The organism is Kitasatospora sp. NPDC056138 (genome assembly GCF_042264695.1).
In the GTDB taxonomy this organism is placed as follows: Bacteria; Actinomycetota; Actinomycetes; order Streptomycetales; family Streptomycetaceae; genus Kitasatospora.
The window spans coordinates 192,356-214,397 of sequence record NZ_JBHJVK010000005.1 but is presented as its reverse complement, the minus strand read 5'-3'; the positions used below and the strand labels follow the sequence as shown (position 1 = coordinate 214,397).

General features: G+C 73.0%; 23 protein-coding genes and 1 riboswitch. Of the genes, 11 read left to right on the top strand and 12 right to left on the bottom strand.

Annotation, left to right across the window (positions count from 1 at the left end):
- Nucleotides 1-62: 62 nt before the first annotated feature.
- Nucleotides 63-308, top strand: coding sequence for a DUF2630 family protein (locus tag ACFC1R_RS05965; protein ID WP_045299029.1), 246 nt, complete (start codon nucleotides 63-65; stop codon nucleotides 306-308).
- A gap of 16 nt (nucleotides 309-324) precedes the next feature.
- Here ACFC1R_RS05965 and ACFC1R_RS05960 read toward each other — a convergent pair whose 3' ends face one another.
- The gene (locus tag ACFC1R_RS05960; RefSeq protein WP_375933354.1) at nucleotides 325-1,266 is read right to left on the bottom strand and encodes a hypothetical protein; all 942 of its coding nucleotides are present in this window, start codon (nucleotides 1,264-1,266) and stop codon (nucleotides 325-327) included.
- Nucleotides 1,267-1,362: 96 nt separating this feature from the next.
- A complete protein-coding gene (metF, locus tag ACFC1R_RS05955; protein ID WP_375933351.1) occupies nucleotides 1,363-2,277 on the bottom strand; it encodes a methylenetetrahydrofolate reductase [NAD(P)H] in 915 nt (304 codons plus the stop codon).
- A 150-nt stretch (nucleotides 2,278-2,427) separates the two neighbouring features.
- Here metF and ACFC1R_RS05950 point away from each other — a divergent pair, with 150 nt between their 5' ends.
- A complete protein-coding gene (locus ACFC1R_RS05950; RefSeq protein WP_375933348.1) occupies nucleotides 2,428-3,534 on the top strand; it encodes a polyprenyl synthetase family protein in 1,107 nt (368 codons plus the stop codon).
- Nucleotides 3,535-3,680: 146 nt separating this feature from the next.
- On the opposite strand, the gene thiE is transcribed toward ACFC1R_RS05950, so the two are convergent.
- The 3 genes from thiE to ACFC1R_RS05935 form a co-directional block, all read right to left on the bottom strand.
- Nucleotides 3,681-4,325: a thiamine phosphate synthase gene (gene thiE / locus ACFC1R_RS05945; RefSeq protein ID WP_375933345.1), complete on the bottom strand. Its 645-nt coding sequence runs from the start codon at nucleotides 4,323-4,325 to the stop codon at nucleotides 3,681-3,683.
- Complete coding sequence (locus ACFC1R_RS05940; RefSeq protein ID WP_375933342.1) at nucleotides 4,325-4,690, bottom strand: Rv2175c family DNA-binding protein; 366 nt, start codon at nucleotides 4,688-4,690, stop codon at nucleotides 4,325-4,327. Before ACFC1R_RS05940 ends, thiE begins: the two co-directional genes overlap by 1 nt.
- A 207-nt stretch (nucleotides 4,691-4,897) precedes the next feature.
- Nucleotides 4,898-6,109, bottom strand: coding sequence for an NAD(P)/FAD-dependent oxidoreductase (locus ACFC1R_RS05935; RefSeq protein WP_375933339.1), 1,212 nt, complete (start codon nucleotides 6,107-6,109; stop codon nucleotides 4,898-4,900).
- 93 nt (nucleotides 6,110-6,202) lie between these two features.
- Nucleotides 6,203-6,315, top strand: a riboswitch (TPP riboswitch).
- Here ACFC1R_RS05935 and thiO point away from each other — a divergent pair.
- The 4 genes from thiO to pknB all read left to right on the top strand — a co-directional run bounded on the left by thiO (nucleotide 6,310) and on the right by pknB (nucleotide 10,404).
- A complete protein-coding gene (thiO, locus tag ACFC1R_RS05930; RefSeq protein ID WP_375933336.1) occupies nucleotides 6,310-7,479 on the top strand; it encodes a glycine oxidase ThiO in 1,170 nt (389 codons plus the stop codon). It overlaps the preceding riboswitch by 6 nt.
- On the top strand, nucleotides 7,476-7,685 hold the full coding sequence (gene thiS, locus ACFC1R_RS05925; RefSeq protein WP_375933333.1) for a sulfur carrier protein ThiS: 210 nt from the start codon (nucleotides 7,476-7,478) through the stop codon (nucleotides 7,683-7,685). The genes thiO and thiS overlap by 4 nt, the downstream gene beginning before the upstream one ends.
- A gap of 8 nt (nucleotides 7,686-7,693) precedes the next feature.
- Complete coding sequence (locus ACFC1R_RS05920; protein WP_045299017.1) at nucleotides 7,694-8,491, top strand: thiazole synthase; 798 nt, start codon at nucleotides 7,694-7,696, stop codon at nucleotides 8,489-8,491.
- A gap of 188 nt (nucleotides 8,492-8,679) precedes the next feature.
- Nucleotides 8,680-10,404, top strand: a complete 1,725-nt coding sequence (pknB, locus tag ACFC1R_RS05915; RefSeq protein ID WP_375933471.1) for a Stk1 family PASTA domain-containing Ser/Thr kinase — start codon at nucleotides 8,680-8,682, stop codon at nucleotides 10,402-10,404.
- 73 nt (nucleotides 10,405-10,477) lie between these two features.
- Here the strand turns inward: pknB and ACFC1R_RS05910 are convergent, their stop codons facing one another.
- Nucleotides 10,478-11,107 (bottom strand): sulfite oxidase-like oxidoreductase, encoded by a 630-nt coding sequence (locus ACFC1R_RS05910; protein WP_375933330.1) that lies wholly within the window; start codon nucleotides 11,105-11,107, stop codon nucleotides 10,478-10,480.
- A 200-nt stretch (nucleotides 11,108-11,307) separates the two neighbouring features.
- Here ACFC1R_RS05910 and bfr point away from each other — a divergent pair, with 200 nt between their 5' ends.
- Nucleotides 11,308-11,787, top strand: coding sequence for a bacterioferritin (gene bfr, locus ACFC1R_RS05905; RefSeq protein ID WP_375933327.1), 480 nt, complete (start codon nucleotides 11,308-11,310; stop codon nucleotides 11,785-11,787).
- 28 nt (nucleotides 11,788-11,815) lie between these two features.
- Here the strand turns inward: bfr and ACFC1R_RS05900 are convergent, their stop codons facing one another.
- Complete coding sequence (locus tag ACFC1R_RS05900; protein ID WP_375933324.1) at nucleotides 11,816-12,064, bottom strand: bacterioferritin-associated ferredoxin; 249 nt, start codon at nucleotides 12,062-12,064, stop codon at nucleotides 11,816-11,818.
- 152 nt (nucleotides 12,065-12,216) lie between these two features.
- Nucleotides 12,217-13,566 (bottom strand): class II 3-deoxy-7-phosphoheptulonate synthase, encoded by a 1,350-nt coding sequence (locus ACFC1R_RS05895; RefSeq protein WP_045299010.1) that lies wholly within the window; start codon nucleotides 13,564-13,566, stop codon nucleotides 12,217-12,219.
- A gap of 294 nt (nucleotides 13,567-13,860) precedes the next feature.
- Between ACFC1R_RS05895 and ACFC1R_RS05890 the strand changes: the two genes are divergently transcribed.
- The gene (locus ACFC1R_RS05890) at nucleotides 13,861-15,795 is read left to right on the top strand and encodes an anthranilate synthase family protein (RefSeq protein WP_375933320.1); all 1,935 of its coding nucleotides are present in this window, start codon (nucleotides 13,861-13,863) and stop codon (nucleotides 15,793-15,795) included.
- Nucleotides 15,796-15,956: 161 nt separating this feature from the next.
- Nucleotides 15,957-16,652, top strand: coding sequence for a DNA alkylation repair protein (locus ACFC1R_RS05885; RefSeq protein ID WP_375933317.1), 696 nt, complete (start codon nucleotides 15,957-15,959; stop codon nucleotides 16,650-16,652).
- Nucleotides 16,653-16,673: 21 nt separating this feature from the next.
- Here ACFC1R_RS05885 and ACFC1R_RS05880 read toward each other — a convergent pair whose 3' ends face one another.
- The 3 genes from ACFC1R_RS05880 to ACFC1R_RS05870 all read right to left on the bottom strand — a co-directional run bounded on the left by ACFC1R_RS05880 (nucleotide 16,674) and on the right by ACFC1R_RS05870 (nucleotide 19,334).
- A complete protein-coding gene (locus tag ACFC1R_RS05880; protein ID WP_375933468.1) occupies nucleotides 16,674-17,318 on the bottom strand; it encodes a response regulator in 645 nt (214 codons plus the stop codon).
- Between the two features lie 20 nt (nucleotides 17,319-17,338).
- Nucleotides 17,339-18,442 (bottom strand): MacS family sensor histidine kinase, encoded by a 1,104-nt coding sequence (gene macS / locus ACFC1R_RS05875; protein ID WP_375933314.1) that lies wholly within the window; start codon nucleotides 18,440-18,442, stop codon nucleotides 17,339-17,341.
- A gap of 94 nt (nucleotides 18,443-18,536) precedes the next feature.
- Nucleotides 18,537-19,334 carry a lysophospholipid acyltransferase family protein gene (locus tag ACFC1R_RS05870; RefSeq protein WP_375933465.1) on the bottom strand — a complete coding sequence of 266 codons (798 nt, stop codon included), beginning with the start codon at nucleotides 19,332-19,334 and terminating at the stop codon, nucleotides 18,537-18,539.
- 191 nt (nucleotides 19,335-19,525) lie between these two features.
- Here ACFC1R_RS05870 and ACFC1R_RS05865 point away from each other — a divergent pair, with 191 nt between their 5' ends.
- Nucleotides 19,526-20,305, top strand: a complete 780-nt coding sequence (locus ACFC1R_RS05865; RefSeq protein ID WP_375933462.1) for an alpha/beta hydrolase — start codon at nucleotides 19,526-19,528, stop codon at nucleotides 20,303-20,305.
- 30 nt (nucleotides 20,306-20,335) lie between these two features.
- On the top strand, nucleotides 20,336-20,914 hold the full coding sequence (locus ACFC1R_RS05860) for a hypothetical protein (protein WP_375933311.1): 579 nt from the start codon (nucleotides 20,336-20,338) through the stop codon (nucleotides 20,912-20,914).
- Nucleotides 20,915-21,113: 199 nt separating this feature from the next.
- Here the strand turns inward: ACFC1R_RS05860 and ACFC1R_RS05855 are convergent, their stop codons facing one another.
- Nucleotides 21,114-21,878, bottom strand: coding sequence for an endonuclease/exonuclease/phosphatase family protein (locus ACFC1R_RS05855; RefSeq protein WP_375933459.1), 765 nt, complete (start codon nucleotides 21,876-21,878; stop codon nucleotides 21,114-21,116).
- Nucleotides 21,879-22,042: the final 164 nt, after the last annotated feature.

Sequence of the window (22,042 nt, the reverse complement as noted above, 5' to 3'; positions counted from 1 at the left end):
CCCGGCGATCGCGAATCGAGGATGAGGAGTGGACCCAACCGTGCTCCGCCCGGGAGGACGCCATGACCGACTCCGACATCCTGGCCACCATCGGCGACATGGTCGCCGCCGAGAAGGACCTGCGCACCCGCATCGCCTCCGGCCAGGCCGACGCCACCACCGCCCAGCAGGAACTCGCCGCCCTGGAGGTCAGGCTCGACCAGTGCTGGGACCTGCTCCGCCAGCGCCGCGCCCGCACCCAGTACGGCGAGAACCCCGACGACGCCCACGTCCGCCCGGCCGCCCAGGTCGAGGGCTACGAGTCCTGACCCACCGGAGCGGACCTCAGCCCTGCTGCTGGTAGCCCCACGGGCCGTGGCCGTGGACGGGCTGCTCGGCAGCGGCCTGCGGCTGCTGGTACGCCCAGGGCTGGGCGTACTGCGCGTCGGCGTACTGGGCGTTCGCGTACTGCGCGTCGGCGTACTGCAGGTCGGCGAACCGGGGATCCCCGTACGGGGACTGGCCGTGCTGCGGATCGGGCTGCGGCTGCGCGTACGGCTCCGGGTAGGGCTGGGACGCCGGGTACGACTGGTCGTAGCCGAAGGCGGGCTGCTGCGGCCAGTGCTGATCCGCGTAGGGGAGGGCCGCCGCGGGCTGCGGCTGGAAGCCGTTCGGCGGGTACGCCTCGGACTGCTGGTACGGCTCGGACTGCTGGTACGGCTCGGGCTGCGGGTACGGCTGCGGCTGGAAGGAAGCGACGTACACGCTGTCGTCGCCGATCTCCTGCAGCTGGCCGTACGGGTCGTACGAAGCGCTCTGCGCGTACGGCGTGTAGGGGTCGAAGGAGGCCGGGTCGAGGGGGCCCGGCTCCTGCGGGGCGGGCTCCGGCGCGGCCGGACCGGCCTCCTCGATCGGGCCCACCTCGCCGACCGGCTGCGCCGCGACGGCGGCCACGGCCACGGCGGAGCCGCCGGTCGCCGCGCTGAGCAGCGGGATCCTGGCGAGCGGGCCCGGCAGGCCGCCGTCCTGGCGGCGCAGCGACCAGGCGGAGGCCCGGCCGGCCTTGACCGCAAGGGTGACGAAGACCTGGCCGAGTGCGAACGCCGCCGCCCCGGCACCGATCACCGCCACGGAGCGGAGCCGCATCCCGCCGACGACCGTCAGGAACCCGACCAGGGCGAGGGCCCGCCAGTGCAACGGGGCGCGGTTCTGGAGCAGCAGTTCGGCGAGCAGCCAGAGCGCCACCACCGCCAGCGCGACGTACAGCACCAGGATTCCGATGCCCATCGGCCACCTCCAGTCGCGAACCGCGCGTGTGCGGGCGACTGTACCGCCTCGACGGTCCCGGACCCACATCGCCGGGACCTCGTCGAAGGCGGCGGTTCAGCGCTGGTGGAGGCCGAGGTTCTGGTAGATGTCCAGGGTCGAGGTGGAGTGGTTGAGGGTGATGAAGTGCAGGCCGGGGGCGCCCTCGGCGAGCAGTCGCTCCGACATCGCGGTGGCGTGCTCGATGCCGATGGCCCGCACCGCCTGCCTGTCGTCGGCGACGGCCCGGAACCGGCGCACCAGGTCGGCCGGGAAGTCCGAACCGGACAGCTGGGGGAAGCGCTCCAGCTGCCGGATGTTGGTGACCGGCATGATCTCCGGGATGATCGGCACCTCGCAGCCGGCCGCCGCGACCCGGTCGCGCAGCCGCAGGTAGTCCTCGACCTCGAAGAACATCTGGGTGATCGCGTAGTCGGCACCCGCACGGATCTTGTCGACGAAGTGCCGGATGTCGTCGTCCCAGTTCTCCGAGCGCGGGTGCATCTGCGGGAACGCGGCCACACCGACGCAGAATTCGCCGATGCCCTTGATCAGCTCGACCAGCTCGTACGCGTAGGTGACGCCCTCCGGGTGGCGGACCCACTCGCCCTGCGGGTCGCCGGGCGGGTCGCCGCGGATGGCGAGGACGTTCCGGACGCCCTCGTCCGCGTACTGGCCGATGATGTTGCGCAGTTCGGCGAGCGAGTGGTCGACGGCGGTGAGGTGGGCGACGGGGGTCAGGGTGGTCTCGGTGGCGATCCGGCCGACCATGTCCACGGTGCGACCGCGGGAGGAGCCGCCGGCCCCGTACGTCATGCAGACGAAGTTGGGGCTGAGCGGTTCGAGGCGGCGGATCGCGTCCCACAGGCGGCGCTCGGCGTCCTCGCTGCGCGGGGGCATGAACTCGAAGGAGAACGAACGGTCCCCTGCCGCCAGCAGGTCGTGGACCGTCTGGGCGCGGTCAGTCCTGGTGGAGGAGATGCCTAGTGCCATGCTGGCAGGTTAGCGGGCACGGTGAAGGGCCTGACAATCCTTGTCCGCCAAATGAGACACCGTTCGGACAGTCGGGGGGAAGCCCTTGATAGTCGGCTTGAAAGGTGACCCCGTTAGGCTGATTGTCACCCCAGCGATCCGGAGTTCCTCGTGCCCTCGTCCAGCAGCCAGTCGGTCGACCCCATTGCCGTGGAGGCCGTCCGCGAGCGCGTCAACGCGGCCCTCGCGGAGTTCATGGACGGGCAGGCCGCCTTGCTCGCCGGGATCTCCCCGCAGCTGCTGCCCGTCACCGAGGCACTGCGCGAGTTCCTGCTGGACGGCGGCAAGCGGCTGCGCCCGGCCTTCTGCTACTGGGGGTGGCGCGGCGCGGGCGGCACCGCCGAGGACCCGTCGATCGCCCGTGCCGCCGCCGCACTGGAACTGCTCCAGGCCAGCGCCCTGGTGCACGACGACCTGATGGACCGCAGCGACACCCGCCGCGGCCTGCCCTCGGTGCACCGCCGGTTCGAGGCGCTGCACCGGCGCAGCGGCTGGCGCGGCGACCGCGAACAGTACGGCGCCTCGACGGCGGTGCTGCTCGGCGACCTGCTGCTGATCTGGTGCGACGAACTCTTCCTGCGCTCCGGCCTGCCCTCGATGCGGGTGCTCGCGGCCAAGCCCGCCTTCGACCTGATGCGGACCGAGGTGATGGTCGGCCAGTACCTGGACGTCCTGGAGCCGGTCGCCGGGGACTCCACCGACGAGGGCGCGCTGGAGCGCACCCGGACCGTCCTGCACTACAAGTCGGCCAAGTACACCATCGAGCGCCCGCTCCAGGTCGGCGCCCTGCTGGCCGGTGCCGGCCCCGAACTGCTCACGGCCTACTCGGAGTTCGGGCTGCCGCTCGGCGAGGCGTTCCAGCTCCGCGACGACCTGCTCGGGGTCTTCGGCGACCCGGCCGTCACCGGCAAGCCCGCCGGGGACGACCTGCGCGAGGGCAAGCGGACGCTGCTGATCGCCCACGCGATGCGCGGGCTGAGCACCGCGGACGCCCGCCGGCTGGACCAGCGCCTGGGTGCGCCCGACCTGACCGCCGAGGAGATACCCGCGCTGCGCGGGCTGGTCGAGCGCAGCGGGGCGGCCGAGCTGGTCGAGCGCCGGATCGGCGAGCTGATGCGGCAGTCCCTCGACGCACTCGACGCCGCTCCGCTGGCCGACGGCCCGGCGCGCTCGGCCCTGCTCGCCCTGGCCGACGCCGCCACCGCCCGCAAGTACTGACGGACGGCGAGCGAGCTGCCCCCGGGGTGGGGTGCAGCTCGCTCCCGGGGGGTCCGGCGCGGCCCAGGCCGCCCTTCTCGAGACCCGCGGCTCCCCGCGGGCCCAGGCGGCACGGACGGTGTGCCCAGGCGGCACGGACGGTGTGCCTAGGCGGCACGGACGCGGCGGGCCAGCTCCGCAGCCGCCGCTCCCGGGTCCTCGGCCGCCGTGATCGCACGGACCACCACCACCCGGCGGGCGCCCGCCGCGAGCACCTCGTCCAGGTTGGTGAGGTCGATGCCGCCGATCGCGAACCACGGGCGGTCGGTGACGGCCTTGGCCGCGTACGAGACCAGGTCGAGGCCGGGTGCGTGGCGGCCCGGCTTGGTCGGGGTCGGCCAGACCGGTCCGGTGCAGAAGTAGTCCACGCCCGGCTCGGTGACGGCCGCGTCCACCTCGGACTCGGCGTGACAGGACCGTCCGATGATCACATCGTCGCCGAGGATCGCCCGCGCCGCCGGTACGGGCAGGTCGTCCTGCCCGAGGTGCAGCACCTGCGGGCGGGCGGCGTGCGCGACGTCGGCGCGGTCGTTGACCGAGAAGAGCCTGCCGTGCCGCCGGGCGGCGTCGGCGAACACCTCCAGGTACTCCAGCTCCTGCCGGGCCTCCAGGCCCTTGTCGCGGAGCTGGACGATGTCCACGCCGTTCGCCAGCACCGCGTCCAGGAACTCGGGCAGGTCACCCTGCTCGCGCCGGGCGTCGGTACACAGGTAGAGCCTGGCGTCCGCCAGCCGGGAACGGGCGTCCGCCATCAGAGCGCCATCGCCTGGGCGCGGCGCTTGACCTCGGTGCCCCGGTTCTCACGCAGCGCCTGGATCGGGCTGCCGGGCAGCGACGGGTCCTCGGTGAACAGCCACTCGATGATCTCTTCGTCGGTGAACTTGCAGTCCCGCAGCACGGTCAGCGTGCCGCTGAGGTGCTTCACCAGGCCGTCGGCCTCGATGAACGCGGCCGGGACCTGAAGCGACCGGTTCTCGCCACGCCGGATGGCGATCAGCTGGCCGGTCTTCACCATGTTGCGGACTTCGGTCACCTGCACGCCCCACAGCTCGGAGATGTCGGGCAGGTACGTCCACTCGGGGACCAGGGCTTCAATCTTGGGATTGATCTCACTCACGGGACCAGACTCTCACCTCGCGGCGCTCCGGCGCACCTACCGCCTCCGGGACCGCCCCGCCACCCGCCGCCGGGTCGGCCGTCCTGGTACCTGGCGGAGCCGTAGGACATGCTCGCGGCCACGGTGGCCCGGGTCGCCGGGGTGTCGTGCGCGGCGGCCGGGGCGGCCGCCACCCGGTCGGGCTCGCCCCCGGCCGTGCGGTCGCCCCTAGGCCAGCGCCGCCTTCAGCTGGACGGACGGGTCGGCCGCCTTCGCCGGGTCCAGCACGGCGCCACCGGCGATCAGCCGCCGCGCCTGGTTGACGTCGCGCGGCCGGTCCACCCCGAGCACCCCGACCAGCCGGTCCTCGCGCAGCCAGAGCACCGCCCAGGACGGGTCCTGCGCCGAGCCGCGCCAGAGCAGCCGGTCCGCCCCGGCGTGCCGCCCGGCGTACTGGACCATCCGCCCGAACTGCTCCGACCAGAAGTACGGCACCGGGTCGTACGGGCCCTCGGTCTCCCGGCCGAGGGCCGCGCCGAGCACCGATGCGGCCACCGCACGGCCGGACTGGAGCGCGTGGTCCCAGTGCTGGACGGCCAGCCGGGTGCCGGACCGGGCGGAGGGGTACGAGACGCAGTCGCCGGCCGCCCAGACGTGCTCGGCGCTGGTGCGCAGTTGCCCGTCGACCAGGACCGCGCCGGTCGCGTCCAACTGGACGGCGCTACCCGCGAGCCAACCGGTGGCCGGGCGGGCGCCGATGCCGACCACGACCTCGTCGGCGGGCAGCCGGGTGCCGTCGGTGAGCAGCACCGCGTCCGGTTCGACGGCCGCGACGCCGGTGCCGCAGCGCAGTTCGACCCCGGCGGCGGCGTACCAGTCGGCCATCAGTGCGCCGAGTTCGGCGGGCAGGGCACCGGCCACCGGAGCCGGTCCGGCCTCGACCACCGTCACCTCGCAGCCCAACTGCCGTGCCACCGTGGCGGTCTCGGCGCCGATCCAGCCGGCCCCGACCAGCACCAGCCTGGCTCCGGGCACCAGTTCGGCCCGCAGCGCGAGCGCGTCGTCCACGGTGCGCAGCACCCGGGCGCGGTCGGATCCCGGCAGTGCGACCGGTGCGGCGCCGGTGGCGATCACCAGGCCGCCGTACGGGAGTTCACCGGCGCCGGTGTGCAGGACGCCGGGGGTCACGGCGGTGGCGCGGCGGCCCGGCAGCAGTTCGATGCCCAGGTGCTGCCAGTCGATGTCGAGCTCGGTGGAGTCCCGCTTGCCCAGCAGGACGTCCTTCGAGAGCGGGGGTCGGTCGTACGGCGGGTGCGGTTCCTCGCCGACCAGGGTTATCGGCCCGCGCCAGCCACCCTGCCGCAGCGCGAGCGCCGCCTGCGCCCCCGCCAGCCCGGCGCCCACGACGACGATCGGATCCGTGATGCTCAGCTCTGCCACGCGATCACCCTACCGAGCCGGATACCGGCGTCCGGGTGATTGTCCACAATGCGTATGTGCCTTCGGCCCGGCCGGCCCCCGGCGTTATGGTGGGTGGAGCATCACGGGAGCCCGGTGCACCGGGCTGAGAGGCGGGCTGAGGCGGCCTGCGACCGTCCGAACCTGATCCGGGTCATGCCGGCGAAGGGAGAGACGAGACTGTGGCACGTTCCGGAACCGGCGTGCTGGTGATCGGCGGCGGCATCATCGGGCTGGGAGTGGCCTGGCGGTCCGCCCAGCGCGGTCTGGCCGTCACGGTGGTCGACCCGGCCCACGGCGGCGGCGCGGCCCAGGTCGCGGCGGGGATGCTGGCGCCCGTCACCGAGCTCCAGTACGGCGAGGAGCCGCTGCTGCGGCTCGGCATGGCGTCCAACGAGCGGTACGCGGCCTTCGCCGCCGAGCTCTCCGCCCTCACCGGCCTGGACACCGGGTACCGGCAGACCGGCACCCTGGCGGTCGCCCTGGACTCCGACGACCGCGCGGAACTGCGTGAACTGCACGCCTTCCACCAGCGGCTCGGCCTCGACTCGCACTGGCTGACCGGCCGCGAGTGCCGGAAGCTGGAGCCCATGCTCGCCCCGGGAGTGCGCGGCGGGCTGCACGTCACGGACGACCACCAGGTGGACGGGCGCCGGCTGTCCGCTGCTCTGGTGCGCGCCTGCGAACTCGCCGGGGCGCGGCTGCACCGTGCCGAGGCCACCGAGCTGCTGGTCGAGGACGGGCGGGCGACCGGGGTCCGTCTGTCCACCGGCGAGACCCGGTACGCCGAGCAGATCGTGCTGGCCGCGGGTTCGCGCAGCCATCTGCTGCCCGGCCTGCCCGAGGGCGTGCTGCCCCCCGTCCGGCCGGTCAAGGGCCAGGTACTGCGGCTGCACATGCCCGACGCGCTCCTCGCGGTCCAGGGCGGCACGCCGTTCCTCTCCCGCAACGTCCGCGCGGTGGTGCGCGGTCAGCACATCTACCTGGTCCCGCGCGCCGACGGCGAGCTGGTGATCGGCGCGACCACCGAGGAGCAGGGCTACGACACCACGGTCACGGCCGGAGGGGTCTACGAACTGCTGCGGGACGCGCACGAGTTGGTCCCGGGACTGACCGAACTGCCGCTGGTGGAGACCAACGCGGGGCTACGGCCCGGCTCACCGGACAACGCCCCGCTGCTCGGCCCGAGCGCCCTCCCCGGACTGGTCGCGGCCACCGGCCACTACCGCAACGGCGTACTGCTCACCCCGGTGACGGCCGACCTGCTCGCCGACTACCTGGCCACCGGGGTCACCCCCGAACTCGCCGCCCCCTTCTCCCCCAGCCGCTTCGGCACAAAGGTCCCCGCATGAACGAGATCCCACTCACCGTCAACGGCGAGCCGCGCCGGATTCCGCCCGCGACCACGCTCGCCGAGGTGGTCGCCACGCTGAGCAAGGCCCCGCAGGGAGTGGCCGCCGCACTGAACGAGGCCGTCGTCCCGCGCAGCGCGTGGGCCGACACCGTCCTGGACGCGGGCGACCGCATCGAGATCCTCACCGCCGTCCAGGGAGGATGAGCCGCGCCATGGCTGACGATCTGCTGACCATCGCCGGCACCACCTTCAACTCCCGCCTGATCATGGGCACCGGCGGTGCGCCGAGTCTGGAGATCCTGGAGCAGGCGCTGCGCGTCTCGGGCACCGAACTGACCACCGTCGCGATGCGCAGGGTCAACCCGGGCACCCAGGGCTCGGTACTGGACGTCCTGACCCGCAACGGCATCCGCATCCTCCCCAACACCGCCGGCTGCTTCACCGCCGGAGAGGCCGTGCTGACCGCGCGGCTGGCCCGCGAGGCGCTCGGCACCGACTGGGTCAAGCTCGAAGTCATCGCGGACGAACGCACCCTGCTGCCCGACCCGATCGAACTCCTCGACGCCGCCGAGACCTTGGTCGACGACGGCTTCACCGTGCTCCCGTACACCAACGATGACCCGGTGCTGGCGCGGAAGCTGGAGGACGTCGGCTGCGCGGCGATCATGCCGCTGGGCTCACCGATCGGCTCGGGCCTGGGCATCCGCAACCCGCACAACTTCCAGCTGATCGTCGAGAGCGCGAACGTCCCGGTGATCCTGGACGCGGGCGCCGGCACCGCCTCCGACGTGGCGCTGGCGATGGAACTCGGCTGCGCCGCGGTCATGTTGGCCTCCGCGGTCACCCGCGCCCAGGAGCCGGTGCTGATGGCCGAGGCGATGCGGCACGCGGCCGAGGCGGGCCGCCTCGCCCACCGGGCAGGCCGCATCCCGCGCCGCTTCCACGCCGAGGCCTCCTCCGCGATGGCCGGCCGTGCCGACCTCGACCACCGCGAGCGGCCCGCGTTCTAGGGCGCGGGCTTCGGGAGCGCGGGAAACCACGCGGCACGGCGGGGTCCGGGGGGTGCGACGCGCCCCCCGGGCCCGGCCGGGCAGCGGTGTCCTTCGGCCCGGGCGGCGCCCCGCGCCCCGGAGAACCGCTGCCCGCGGGTTCGCTCCGAAGGGCCCTGTCTGCGACCCCATACACTCCTCTGGTGGACATGACGCTCGACGACCCCCTGATCGGTACCCTCCTCGACGGCCGGTACCGGGTCGATCAGCGCATCGCCACGGGTGGTATGTCCACGGTCTACCGGGGCACCGACACCCGGCTCGACCGGGTGGTCGCGCTCAAGGTGATGCACCCGTCACTGGTGGACGACCCCGACTTCACGGCCCGGTTCATCCGCGAGGCCAAGGCCGTCGCCCGGCTCACCCACGCCAACGTGGTCAACGTCTTCGACCAGGGCGCGGACGGCCGCACGGTCTTCCTGGCGATGGAGTACGTCCCCGGGTGCACCCTGCGCGACCTGCTGCGCGAGCGCGGCGCGCTGAGCGCCCGGGCGGCCCTGGACATCCTGGAGCCGGTGCTGGCCGCCCTCGGCGCCGCGCACCGGGCCGGTCTGGTGCACCGGGACGTGAAGCCGGAGAACGTCCTGATCACCGAGGACGGCCTGGTCAAGGTGGCCGACTTCGGCCTGGTCCGGGTGCTCTCCGGCGGGGACGGCGCGGTCACCAACACCACCTCGGCCACCACCGTGCTGGGCACGGTCTCCTACCTCGCGCCCGAACAGGTCCAGCCCGGCATGCCCACCGACCAGCGGGTGGACGTCTACGCGGCCGGCATCCTGCTCTACGAGATGCTCACCGGCACCAAGCCGCACGTCGGGGACAACCCGATGCAGGTGATCTACCGGCACCTGCACGAGGACGTCCCGCCGCCCTCGCTGGTGGCGCCCGACATCGGCCCCGGGCTGGACGCCATCGTGGCGGCCGCCACCGCCCGCGATCCCCAGGGCCGGCCGTACGACGCCGTCGAACTGCTGGCCACCCTCCAGCGGGCCCGCCGCTCGCTGACCCCCCAGCAGCTGGACGCCGAGCCGCCCACCTCGTCCAGGACCACCCCGCAGCACCCCACCGGCGAGGTGACCGCCCCGGTCGCCCGGCAGGTGGAGCACACCAGCGTGCTGGAGTTCCCCACGCTCAGCCTCACCCGCCCGCGCCCGTACGACGAGCCCCTCCCCGACCGCGCCGCGCGGCCGCGGCGCTCGCGCCGACCGCTGATCTGGACGGCGGTGGTGGCCGTGCTGCTGGCCCTGGTCGGCGGGGCGAGCTACGTCCTGTCCGGCGCGGTGTACGCGACGGTGCCGAGCGTGCTCGGGCAGACCCAGGCGCAGGCGGTGCAGACGCTGGACAGGGCGGGGCTGCAGGGCACGTTCGGCCAGCAGTTCAGCGAGAGCGTCCCGGCCGGCCAGGTGATGGCCTCGGACCCGGGCGTCGGGCAGCGGGTGCGCAAGAGCGACCCGGTGAAGGTCACGCTCTCCAAGGGGCCGCAGCGGATCGCCGTCCCCGAGCTGACCGGGAAGCCGCTGGAGGAGGCCCGCAAGGCGCTCACCGACGCAGGCCTGGCGCCGGGGGCGACCACCGAGGCGTACAGCGACTCCGTCCCGCAGGGCGCGGTGATCAGCGCCACCCCGGGCGCGGGCCGGCAGGTCGCGGTGAACACGCCGGTGGCGATGGTGGTCAGCAAGGGCATGACCCCGGTGCCGAACGTGGTCGGCCTGACCAAGGACGCGGCCGCCAAGGCCCTGACCGACGCCGGTTTCCAGGCCCAGACCAGCGGACTCGACTTCTTCGGCACCGGCAAGGTGGTCAGCCAGAACCCGCCCGCCGGCCAGCCCACCCGGCAGGGCTCCGTGGTCACCCTGAAGCTCCCCGCGTTCTGACCCTCCGGGGCCCTGGCGACCGGGCCCCGGAGCGGCGCGCGGCCGGTCGCCCCCGACTGCCGCAGCGGCCCGTCTACCGCAGCGGCCCGTCGCCGGGCTCCTCCTGGTACGAGTAGCGCTTCTCCGCCCACGGATCGGCCAGGTTGTGGTAGCCGCGCTCCTCCCAGAAGCCCCGGCGGTCGGCGCGCATGTACTCGACCGCACGCACCCACTTGGGCCCCTTCCAGGCGTACAGGTGGGGGACGACCAGGCGGACCGGGAAACCGTGCTCGACGGTGAGCGGCTCGCCGTTGCGGTGGGTGGCGAACACGGTGCGCGGGTCGGCGAAGTCGGCGAGCCGCAGGTTGGAGCTGTAGCCGTACTCCGCCCAGACCATCACGTGCGTGACGTCCGGGGCCGGCGGCACCAGGTCGAGGACGGTCGCGGCCGCCACGCCGCTCCACTCGTTGCCGAGCATCGAGAACCGGGTCACGCAGTGGAAGTCGCCGTGCACGGTGGTCCTGGGAAGGGCGTGGAAGCCCGCGAAGTCCCAGCTGTGCTTCTCGGCGGAGGCAGTGGCCCCGAAGACCTGAAAGTCCCAGGTCAGCGGCTTGAACCGGGGAACGGGTCCGTAGTGCAGCACCGGCCAGCCACGCTGCAGCCGCTGGCCTGGAGGGAGTCTCGGGTCAGACGGCTGAATCGGTTCCTGTTCGTACTGACCCATGGCTCCATGGTGACAGACGGCGGACCGCGCGCCGCGCGCGCCCCTGATCAGCGCCTCGCGACCCCCATAAGGGGCAAATCGGATATTCCTCACTATGTTCCAGTAAGTGTGAACTTACTGGAACTTTCGCCCAAGAGGGTGCCACGATGCGGTCACAGCCGTTGTTTTCGCGCGCGACGCACGAGCAGGAAGGCACCGCCATGAAGGGCGACTCCGAGGTCATCGAGTTCCTGAACGAGCAGCTCACCGCCGAGCTGACCGCCATCAACCAGTACTTCCTGCATGCCAAGATGCAGGAGAACTTCGGCTGGACGAAGCTCGCGAAGTACACCCGGCACGAGTCCTTCGACGAGATGAAGCACGCCGAGGTGCTCACCGACCGGATCCTCTTCCTCGACGGCCTGCCCAACTACCAGCGGCTGTTCCACGTCCGGATCGGCCAGACGGTCAAGGAGATGTTCGAGGCCGACCGTCAGATCGAGGTCGAGGCCATCGACCGGCTGAAGCGCGGCATCGTGGTGATGCGGGCCAAGAACGACGTCACCTCGGCCAACATCTTCGAGGACATCCTGGCGGACGAGGAGCACCACATCGACTACCTCGACACCCAGCTGGAGCTGGTGGAGAAGCTCGGCGAGGCCCTCTACATCGCCCAGGTGATCGAGCAGCCGGAGTCCTGAACCGCCGCCCCCTGAGCACCGCCCGGTCTCAGGCGGCCCGCAGCGGCTCGACCAGCTCGGTGTTCGGCTCGGCCAGCCCGAGCTTGGCGGCCAGGCGGGCGGTCGGGCACGGACGCGCGCCGTGCTCGCCGAGCAGCGCCTGGATCCGGCGCACGCAGGAACCGCAGTCGGTGCCGGCCTTGCAGCCCTTGGCGATCTGGCGCGGGGTGCCGGCACCGCCGTCGATCTGCTTCCTGACCTGGTCCTCGGTGACCGCATGGCACATGCACACGTACATCGCGGTCTCTCCCGGGGGTTGCGCTCACAGGGTCAGCGAAGGCTTGCCTTACCTCGCCAAGCCTTACCTTACCCAATGGTCGGAGCATGAAAAAGCCCCTCCGCTCCCGGTCTGCCGGAAAGCGGAGGGGCGTTCGTCACAATCGGCCGACGTCAGTGGCCGCGGTACATCTCCGCGACCAGGAACGCCAGGTCCAGCGACTGGCTGCGGTTGAGCCGCGGGTCACAGGCCGTCTCGTAGCGCTGGTGCAGGTCGTCGACCAGCACCTCGTCGCCACCGCCGACGCACTCGGTGACGTCGTCACCGGTCAGCTCGACGTGGATGCCGCCCGGGTGGGTACCGAGCGCGCGGTGCACCTCGAAGAAGCCCTTGACCTCGTCGAGCACGTCGTCGAAGCGGCGGGTCTTGTGGCCGGTGGCGGCCTCGTAGGTGTTGCCGTGCATCGGGTCGCAGATCCAGACCACCTGGGCACCGGTCGCGGTGACCTTCTCCACCAGGGTGGGCAGGTGCTCGCGGATCTTGCCCGCGCCCATCCGGGTGATGAAGGTGAGCCGGCCGGGCTCGCGGTCCGGGTCGAGCCGGTCGATCAGGGTGAGCGCCTCGTCGACCGTGGTGGTCGGGCCGAGCTTCACCCCGATCGGGTTGCGGATCTTCGACGCGAACTCGATGTGCGCGTGGTCCAGCTGCCGGGTGCGCTCGCCGATCCAGACCATGTGGCCGGACACGTCGTACAGGTCCCCGGTCCGCGAGTCCACGCGGGTCAGCGCGGTCTCGTAGTCGAGCACCAGCGCCTCGTGCGAGGAGAAGAACTCGACCGTCTTGAACTCCTCCGGAGCGACCCCGCAGGCCTTCATGAAGGCCAGCGCGTTGTCGATCTCCTTGGCCAGCGACTCGTAGCGCTGCCCGGCGGGCGAGTTGCGGACGAAGTCCTGGTTCCAGGCGTGCACCTGGCGGAGGTCGGCGTAGCCACCGGTGGTGAAGGCGCGGACCAGGTTGAGCGTCGCGGCGGAGGCGTTGTACATCCGCTTCAGGCGCTCCGGGTCCGGGATCCGGGACTCGGGCGTGAACTCGAAGCCGTTCACCGAGTCGCCCCGGTACACCGGGAGGGTGACGCCGTCCCGGGTCTCGGTGGACTTGGAACGCGGCTTGGAGTACTGGCCGGCGATCCGGCCGACCTTGACCACGGGAACGGAGGCGGCATAGGTCAGCACCGCCGCCATCTGCAGCAGGGTCTTCAGCTTGTTGCGGATCTGCTCGGCCGACACGCCGTCGAAGGCCTCGGCGCAGTCACCGCCCTGCAGCAGGAAGGCCTCACCGCGCGCGACGGCACCGAGCCGGGCGCGCAGCTGGTCACACTCGCCTGCGAAGACGAGCGGCGGATACGAGGCGAGCTCCGCAAGTACCTTGCGCAGAGCCTCTTGGTCCGGCCATTCAGGCTGCTGCGCCGCGGGAAGGGACTGCCAGCTCCGGCCAGCCCCGTTTGTCTCAGTTGTCACGGTCACAGGTCCAGGCTACGGGGTGTGACAAGCGATTTGTGACCGGCGCCCGATGGGTGAGACGACACGTGGACATTCCCGTGACCGGACTCACGCCCGGGACGCGATCCGCTAGGCTCGTGACCATGAACGCGCCGCACACCCTCTGCTGGTGGTGGGCCGACCCTCCGGGTGGCCCACAGCTCGCGCGTCCCTAGACGACACGACGGCCGCCCCTCGGGGCGGCCGTCGGCGTATCGCACGCAGGCCCTCCGGGAAGAGCGGACCAACCACCGCCCTGCCAACGAAGGAAGCCGTACCGTGCACCTCACCGACCTGCTCGCCCGCCTCACCGCCCCCGGCGCTCCGGCCTTCGCCCTGCTGCACCGCCGCGCACCCAGGCTCGCCCCCGACACCGTCGAGGTCCTGCTCGGCGAGACCGGCACGTACGACACCCTGGCCGAGCTGCCCGTCCCCGCCGGTGTGCCCGGGGGCGGTCCGCGCCACGACCTGCTGGCCCTCGTCCCGTACCGGCAGATCCGCGAGCGCGGTTTCGAGGCGCACGAGGACGACGCCCCGCTGCAGGCCCTCTCGGTCCGGGAGCAGTACGCCTTCCCGCTCGCCGAACTCCGCCCGGCCCTGCCCCAGCTACCCGTCTCGCTGTCCGACGCCGGCTTCGACATCGACGACGCCGAGTACGCCGGGATCGTCCACCGGGTGATCAGGGACGAGATCGGACGCGGCGAGGGCGCCAACTTCGTCATCCGCCGCGACTTCCGGGCACGGCTGGACGACTTCACCCCGGCCCTCGCGCTCTCGCTCTTCCGAAGGCTGCTGGAGCAGGAGCGCGGCGCGTACTGGACCTACCTGGTGCACACCGGCGAGCGCGTGCTCGTGGGCGCCTCCCCCGAGGTCCACGTCCGGCAGAGCGGCGGCACGGTGGTGATGAACCCGATCTCGGGCACCTACCGCTATCCGGCCGCCGGCCCGGACATCGACTCGCTGCTCGCCTTCCTGCACGACCCCAAGGAGCTGGAGGAGCTCACCATGGTGGTCGACGAGGAGCTCAAGATGATGTGCACCGTCGGCGACCTCGGCGGCCAGGTGCTCGGCCCCCGGCTGAAGGAGATGTCCCACCTCGCGCACACCGAGTACGAGCTGCGCGGACGGACCTCGCTGGACGTCCGGGAGGTGCTGAGGGAGACCATGTTCGCCGCCACCGTCACCGGCAGCCCGGTGCAGAACGCCACCCGGGTGATCCGCCGCTACGAGAGCACCGGCCGCGGCTACTACTCGGGCGCGCTGGCGCTGATCGGCCGCTCGGCGGGCGGCGCCCAGCAGCTGGACTCGCCGATCTGCATCCGCACCGCCGACATCGACCCGGCCACCGGACGGCTGCGGGTCGGGGTCGGGGCCACCCTGGTACGCCACTCCGTGCCCGAGTCCGAGGTCGCCGAGACCCACGCCAAGGCGGCCGGGGTGCTCACCGCGATCGGCGCCCGCCCGGCACCCGCCCGCCGCGGCGCCGGCTCCGCGGGCCCCCGGCTGGCCGACGACCACCGGGTGCAGAGCGCCCTCGACGCCCGGCGCCGCAACCTCGCCCCGTTCTGGCTGCGGATGCAGCAGCCGGCCCGGGCCACCGAGCCGCTGGAGACCCTGGTGGTGGACGGCGAGGACACCTTCACCTCGATGCTCGCCCACCTGCTCACCTCGCTCGGCCACCGGGTGAGTGTCCGGCGCTTCGACACCCCCGGCCTGCGCGAACTGGTCGCCGCCCACACCGGAGCGCTGGTGCTCGGCCCCGGACCCGGCGACCCGGCCGACCCCGCCGACCCCAAGATGGCGCTGCTCCGGCCGATCGCCGCCGACGCCCTGGCCGCCGTCCGGGCCGGGACCAGGACGGCCCCGCTGCTCGCCGTCTGCCTCAGCCACCAGCTGCTCGCCGCGGAGCTCGGACTGCCCCTGGCCCGCAAGGCCGTCCCGTACCAGGGCGCGCAGGAGGGCATCGACCTCTTCGGCACCCGGCGGACCGTCGGCTTCTACAACGCCTTCACCGCCCGCTGCACCGACGCCGACGCCGAACGGCTGGCCGCCGAGGGCATCGAGGTCGCCCGCGACACCCTCACCGGGGACGTCCACGCCCTGCGCGGCGCCGGCTTCGCGACCCTCCAGTTCCACCCGGAGTCGGTGCTGACCCGGGAGGGCGTCGACATCGTCGCCGAGCTGCTCCGCACCGCGAGCCCCGTCCGCAGCTGACCCCACGGGCCGGGCGGAGCCCTCGGCACCCGTTCGGCGCGGGCCCTCGGGGGGCGGGGAACCGCGGCCCCTGCGGGCCGGGCCGGCAGCTCCCCGCACCCCGGGCGGCGGTTTCCCGCCCCGGGTGGTCGGCGGTCCGTGAGAGGCGGGAGCATGACCTCATGGCCACCTCAGCAGCCCCGGCCGGCGCGCTCGCCGACTCCCTCGTCGACCGGCTCGTCCCGGCCTTCCGCACCGCCGCCGACCCCGTCCAGGCGGTGCGGATGTCCGCCTACATGCGGGACCAGTTCCGCTTCCTCGGCCTGCCCGCCCCGGCCCGGCGGACCCTCTCCCGCGCGGTCCTCGACGGCACCCCGCGCCCGGCCGAGGCCGACTGCGCCGCGCTGGCGCTCGCCTGCTGGGACCTGCCGGAGCGCGAGTTCCAGTACTTCGCCACCGACTACCTGGCCCGGTACGCCGACCGGTGCTCGGCGGACTTCCTGCCCACCGTCCGACAGCTCATCGGCACCCGTTCCTGGTGGGACACCGTGGACCCGCTGGCCGTCCACGTCGTCGGCCCGCTGGTCGCCGCCGACCCTGCGCTGCGCACCGAGATGGACGCCTGGATCCGCTCGGACAACCTCTGGATCGCCCGCAGCGCCCTGCTCCACCAGCTGCGCCACCGCGCCCGTACCGACGCCGACCGCCTCTTCGGCTACTGCACCCTGCGCTCCGGCGACTCGGACTTCTTCATCCGCAAGGCCATCGGCTGGGCGCTGCGCGAGTACGGCAAGACCGACCCCGCCGCCGTCCGCCGCTACGTCGGGCAGTCCTCACTCGCGCCGCTCTCGGCCCGCGAAGCCCTCAAGAACCTCTGAGCCGGGCCGGGTGGGACCGGCTCAGATCTCGTCGTCCAGGCCCTGCTCGATCGCGTACCGGACCAGCTCGACCCGGTTGTGCAGCTGGAGCTTCCCGAGCGTGTTCTGGACGTGGTTCTGCACCGTCCGGTGCGAGAGCACCAGCCGGTCGGCGATCTGACGGTACGAGAGGCCCTTGGCGACCAGGCGGAGCACCTCGGTCTCCCGGGCGGTCAGCTTGGGCACGCCGGGCGAGGCGGCGGCAGCGGCGGGCTCGCCGGCCAGCCGGCGGAACTCGCCCAGGACCAGCCCGGCCAGACCGGGGGTGAAGACCGGGTCGCCCAGCGCGGTGCGCCGGACCGCGTCCAGCAGTTCCTCGCGTCCGGCCGACTTCACCAGGTAGCCGGTGGCGCCGGACTTCACCGCCTCCAGGACGTCCGCGTGCTCACCGCTCGCGGAGAGCATCAGGATGCGCACCGACGGGTCGTACGCCACCACCTGGCGGCAGACCTCGACCCCGGACAGGCCGGGCAGGTTGAGGTCGAGGACCAGGACCTGCGGGGTGGAGGCGCGGGCCCGGCGGACCGCCTCCTCGCCGTCCCCGGCGGTGGCCACCACCGCCAGACCGGCCTCGGCGAGATCCCGGGAGACCGCGTCCCGCCACATCGGGTGGTCGTCGACCACCATGACGCGGATCTGATCGACGGTCACTCGCCCTCCCTGGGCACTCGCAGTTCGACCTCGACGCCCTCACCGGGCACCGAGTACAGCTGGGCGGTGCCGCCGAGGTCCACCAGCCGCCCCCGGATCGACTGGGCCACCCCGAGCCGCCCGGCCTTCTCCGCCTCGCCGAGCCGTCCGGCCCGGTATCCGGGTCCGTCGTCCCGGATGCTCACCGTGACGGCCTCCGGCTCGTCCTCGACCAGGATCCAGGCGCGGGCCCGCTCGCCCGCGTGGCGGTGCACGTTGTCGACGGCCGCGCCGACGGCGGCGGCCAGCTCGTCCGCGACCGGACCGGGCAGCAGGACCGGCGTCGCCGGGGCGGAGACGGTGACCCGGTCGTCGGCGTACGGGGTGAGCAGCGCGCGCAGGTCCTGCTCGGCGCCGGAGGACTGACGGGGCAGCGGGCCGCCCGTCATCAGGGCGCGCAGCGCCCGTTCCTGCTCGCCGGCCAGCCTGCCGAGCTCACCGAGGTCGCCCTCCTTGCGCTGCACCAGCGCGAGCACCTGGAGCACCCCGTCGTGGATGTCCCGGGAGAGCCGCTCGCGCTCGCGGGTGGCCGCCTCCACCTGGAGGGCCCGGACCAGGGCCGCCTCGCTGGCGCGGGCGAGCTCCATCACGTACCCGATGGCGCAGCCGGCCACCAGCAGCAGCACGATGTTGTGCACGTTGTCGCCGGTGAGCCCGCCGTGGCCGGCGAAGTTCGCCAGGCCGATCACACCGCCCGCGAAGGCGGCCGCCTTCCAGCCGCCCTTGCCCGCGAAGCCGAGGACCGTTCCCGCCGCCCAGATGGTCGGCAGGGTCAGCGCACCGGCGTGGATCCGGGCCGGGGTGTCGATGATGCCGCTCATCACGATGCCGGTGACGGTGAGGACCAGGTCGGCCGCCAGGACGTACCGGGAGCAGCGGTGCGGGTTGGCGAAGGCCCGGGTGCTGGCGATGGTCCAGATGGTGAGGGCGCCGAGGTAGATCCAGCCGGAGACCGGGTGGAGGTAGGCCAGGTAGGAGTGGAAGTAGCGGACGACCGCGTAGCCGAGGGCCAGGACGCGGAAGGAGGAGATGGCCCGCCAGAGCGGCATCTCGACCGACATGCCGCCCGCGGTGATCGTTCCGCCGGGACCGGACGCGAGGTCCGCCCCGGGTCTGTGATGGTCCGCCATCGTCCCCCTGCCCTGTCCTCCCCCGCTACTCGGTGCCCTTCTCCAGGTCCGCCCTGTCCTTCTCGGCCTTCTCGGCCGCGGCCTTCTCGGCGTCCTGCTGGGCTTTCAGGGCTTTCTGTTCGGCCTTGCGCTCGGCGTCGGCACGTTTCCTGTCCTCGGCGATCTGCCGCTTGGCGGCGGTCGCGTAGATGTCCACGTACTCCTGGCCGGAGAGCCGCATGATCTCGTACATCACCTCGTCGGTGACGGAACGGAGAATGAAGCGGTCGTTCTCCATGCCCTGGTAACGGGAGAAGTCGAGCGGACGGCCGATCCGGATGCCCGGGCGGATGCCGAAGTTGGGGACGACCTGGCCGGGGGGCTGCACCTTCTCGGTGTCGATCATCGCGACCGGGATGACCGGCGCGCCGGTGGCCAGGGCGACGCGGGCCAGGCCGCCGACCTTGCCCCGGTACAGCTTGCCGTCGGGCGAGCGGGTGCCCTCGGGGTAGACGCCGAACAGCTCGCCGCGCTCGATCACCGCGATGGCGCTGCGGATCGCCGCCTCACCCGCGCCGCGGACGCCGGAGCGGTCCACCGGCAGCTGGCCGACGCCCTTGAAGAAGGCGGCGGTGAGCTTGCCCTTGAGGCCGGGCGTGGTGAAGTACTCCGCCTTCGCGATGAAGGTGACCCGGCGCTTCATCAGCGCGGGCAGGAAGAAGGAGTCCGAGAAGGAAAGGTGGTTGCTCGCGATGATCGCGGCCCCCTCCTCGGGAATGTTCTCCGCGCCCTCCATCCACGGCCGGAAGAAGATCCGCAGCAGCGGTGCGACGATCATCTTCATCAGTCGGTAGAACAACCCGGGCCTCCTGTTATTCGGACCGGTCGATCCTAATGCTTTCGGCCTGTGCAACGTGCACCCGCGCCGGGCGAGCCGGGGAGCACCGGGTGCGGGCGGCCCTGTACGGGGCCGGTGGGCGCGTGCGACGATGCGGGTCCCAGTGCCGCCCGCGAAGGAGCCCGCGAATGCCGGTGATACCGCTGCTGCCCGGCGCCGAACCGTTCCGCCAGCAGGGCGGGCGGACCGGCGTGCTGCTCGTCCACGGTTTCACCGGCTCCCCGCAGTCGATGCGCCCGTGGGCCGAGCGGCTGGCCGCCGCCGGACTGACCGTCTCCCTCCCGCTGCTGCCCGGCCACGGCACCCGCTGGCAGGACATGCAGCTGACCCGCTGGGAGGACTGGTACGCCGAGGTGGACCGCGGGCTGCGCGAGCTGGCCGAGCAGTGCGACCAGGTGTTCGTCTGCGCGCTCTCGATGGGCGGCTCGCTGGCCCTGCACCTGGCGGCGCAGCACGGCCCGGCCGTGGCGGGGCTGGTCCTCGTCAACCCGTCCGTCCGCTCCGACAACCCCGCGAGTGTGCTGTTGCCGGTGCTGCGTCACCTGGTGCCCAGCATCCCCGGGGTGGCCAACGACATCGCGCTCGACGGTGCGGCGGAGGTCGGCTACGACCGGACGCCGCTGCACGCCGCCTGGTCACTGGGGCGGCTCTGGCAGACCGTCCAGGCCGAGCTGGCCGAGGTGCGGCAGCCGGTGCTGCTGCTGCACAGTCCGCAGGACCATGTCGTCTCCCCGGCGAACTCGGCACTGGTGCTCGCACGGATATCCTCGACCGACGTGACCGAGCTGCTCTGCGAGCGCAGCTACCACGTGGCGACGCTGGACCACGACGCCGAGCTGATCTTCGAGGCGAGCCTCGATTTCATCCGGCGGCTGGCACCTCTGGCGACCGCCGAGGCCGAGAACCACCTGGGCTGAAGGGCTGGTTGTGCACGAGAGGCAGTACCGATGAGCACGGCGGCGGGCGGCGAAGAGGAGCTGCCCCGGGACGGCGAGGCCAAGCCGGACTCCCCGGGTGAGGCCGAGACGGTCGCCCGGCGCCCGGCGGCCGGCAGCCAGGCCGAGCAGGACGCGATCTTCGCGGCCCTGGTCGCCCAGTTCGACGACCCGGTGGATCTCACGGACCCGGAGTGGCCGGAGATCGAGAACCTCCGTGCCAGGAGCGAGGGCGACACCCGGCCGGCCACCCCGCCGGACCTCGCCGACTTCGCCCCCCGGCCCCGCCCCCGCCCGGCGGCCCCCGGGCCGCGCGACTTCGAGATCTCCGAGGACCCGGACGAGGGCCACTTCGTCCAGCCCGATCCGCCGCTCCCCCCGGCGGACACCACCGCCAAGTTCGCCTGGCTCGCGGTGCTCGGCGGCCCGGCGCTGCTGCTCTTCGACGTCCTGGTCTGGCGCGAGGTCTCCGGCTGGCCGGCCTGGATCGGCATCACCGCCTTCCTCGGCGGCTTCGTCACCCTGGTCGCCCGGATGAAGGACCACGACGAGGACGAGCCCCCGGACCCGAACGGCGGCGCCGTCGTCTGAGCCCCGGCGGCGGCGCTGGTGCGGGCCGGGCGCGGCCGGGGTCACACGGCAGGTCCGGCCCGTCCCGGGCACGGCCGCCGAGACCGCCCACGGCGCACTCGGTGCCGGGCGGTAGCGCACCGGCCGCCGGAGCGGGGCCGGGCCGTCCGCCGGGCGCGGGCCCGCCGGCGCACCGTACGGCTCCGCATCGTACGGCCGGTCAGGTGTCCTTCGGCGGCACCCGCAGCACCGCCAGGACGGGCAGGTGGTCGGTGGCCGCGAGCAGGTCGGCCGCCCGCAGACCGGGAAGGCCGTGCGGGACACCGCAGGCGAGGACCTCCAGCCCCGGGGTGGCGAAGACCGCGTCGATGCGCTGGTAGGGGTTCTCGGGGACGGAGGTCCAGGTGCCGCCCCAGGGGGCGGTCGGGTGGGCGTCCTGGAACTCGGCGGCGAGGCGCCGCCAGCCGGGACCGTCGGGGTGTTCGTTGAAGTCGCCCCCGATGACGCCGTGTTCACCCGGCGAGAGCTGGCCGGGGAGCAGCCCGAACTGCCGGTGGCGCTCCTCGGGGTCGAGGCTGAGGTGACAGCTGGTCACCACCAGCGGAGCTGCGCCGCCGAGGCGCACCACGGCGGTGGCGAAGCCCCTGGCGTGCAGGCCGCGGGTCTTGGGGAGCAGTCGGTCCCGGGTCTCGACCACGTGGACGCCGGGCCGGCCGAGCAGCAGTGGCCCGGCGGCGATCCGCCCGCCGCCGGCGAGGACGACGGTGCCGGTCTGCCGCGCGAGCCGGGCCGCCTGGCCGCCGGGGCGCCAGTAGCGGGGGGACTCCTGCAGGCAGACCAGGTCCGGCTCGCAGGCGCGGATCACCCGGACCAGCGCCCGCCGGTCGTCCCGCAGCGAGCGGATGTTGTAGCTCAGCAGGCGGACGCGGCGCCCGCCGTCGGGCTCGTCACCGGAGGGCGGCAGCGGAGGAAGCGGCGTGTCCAGGCTCACCCGCCAAAGGCTAAGCCCTGCCGCGGAGCGCGGTCGGCCGGGCAGCGCCTGCGGGCGTTGGCCCCCCGACCCCGGCCCCCCGGGCGCGGGTGGGGGTGGGCCCGGACGGTTCTAATAAAAAAAAACACAAACACACAAACACCGATCAAAAAAGATTT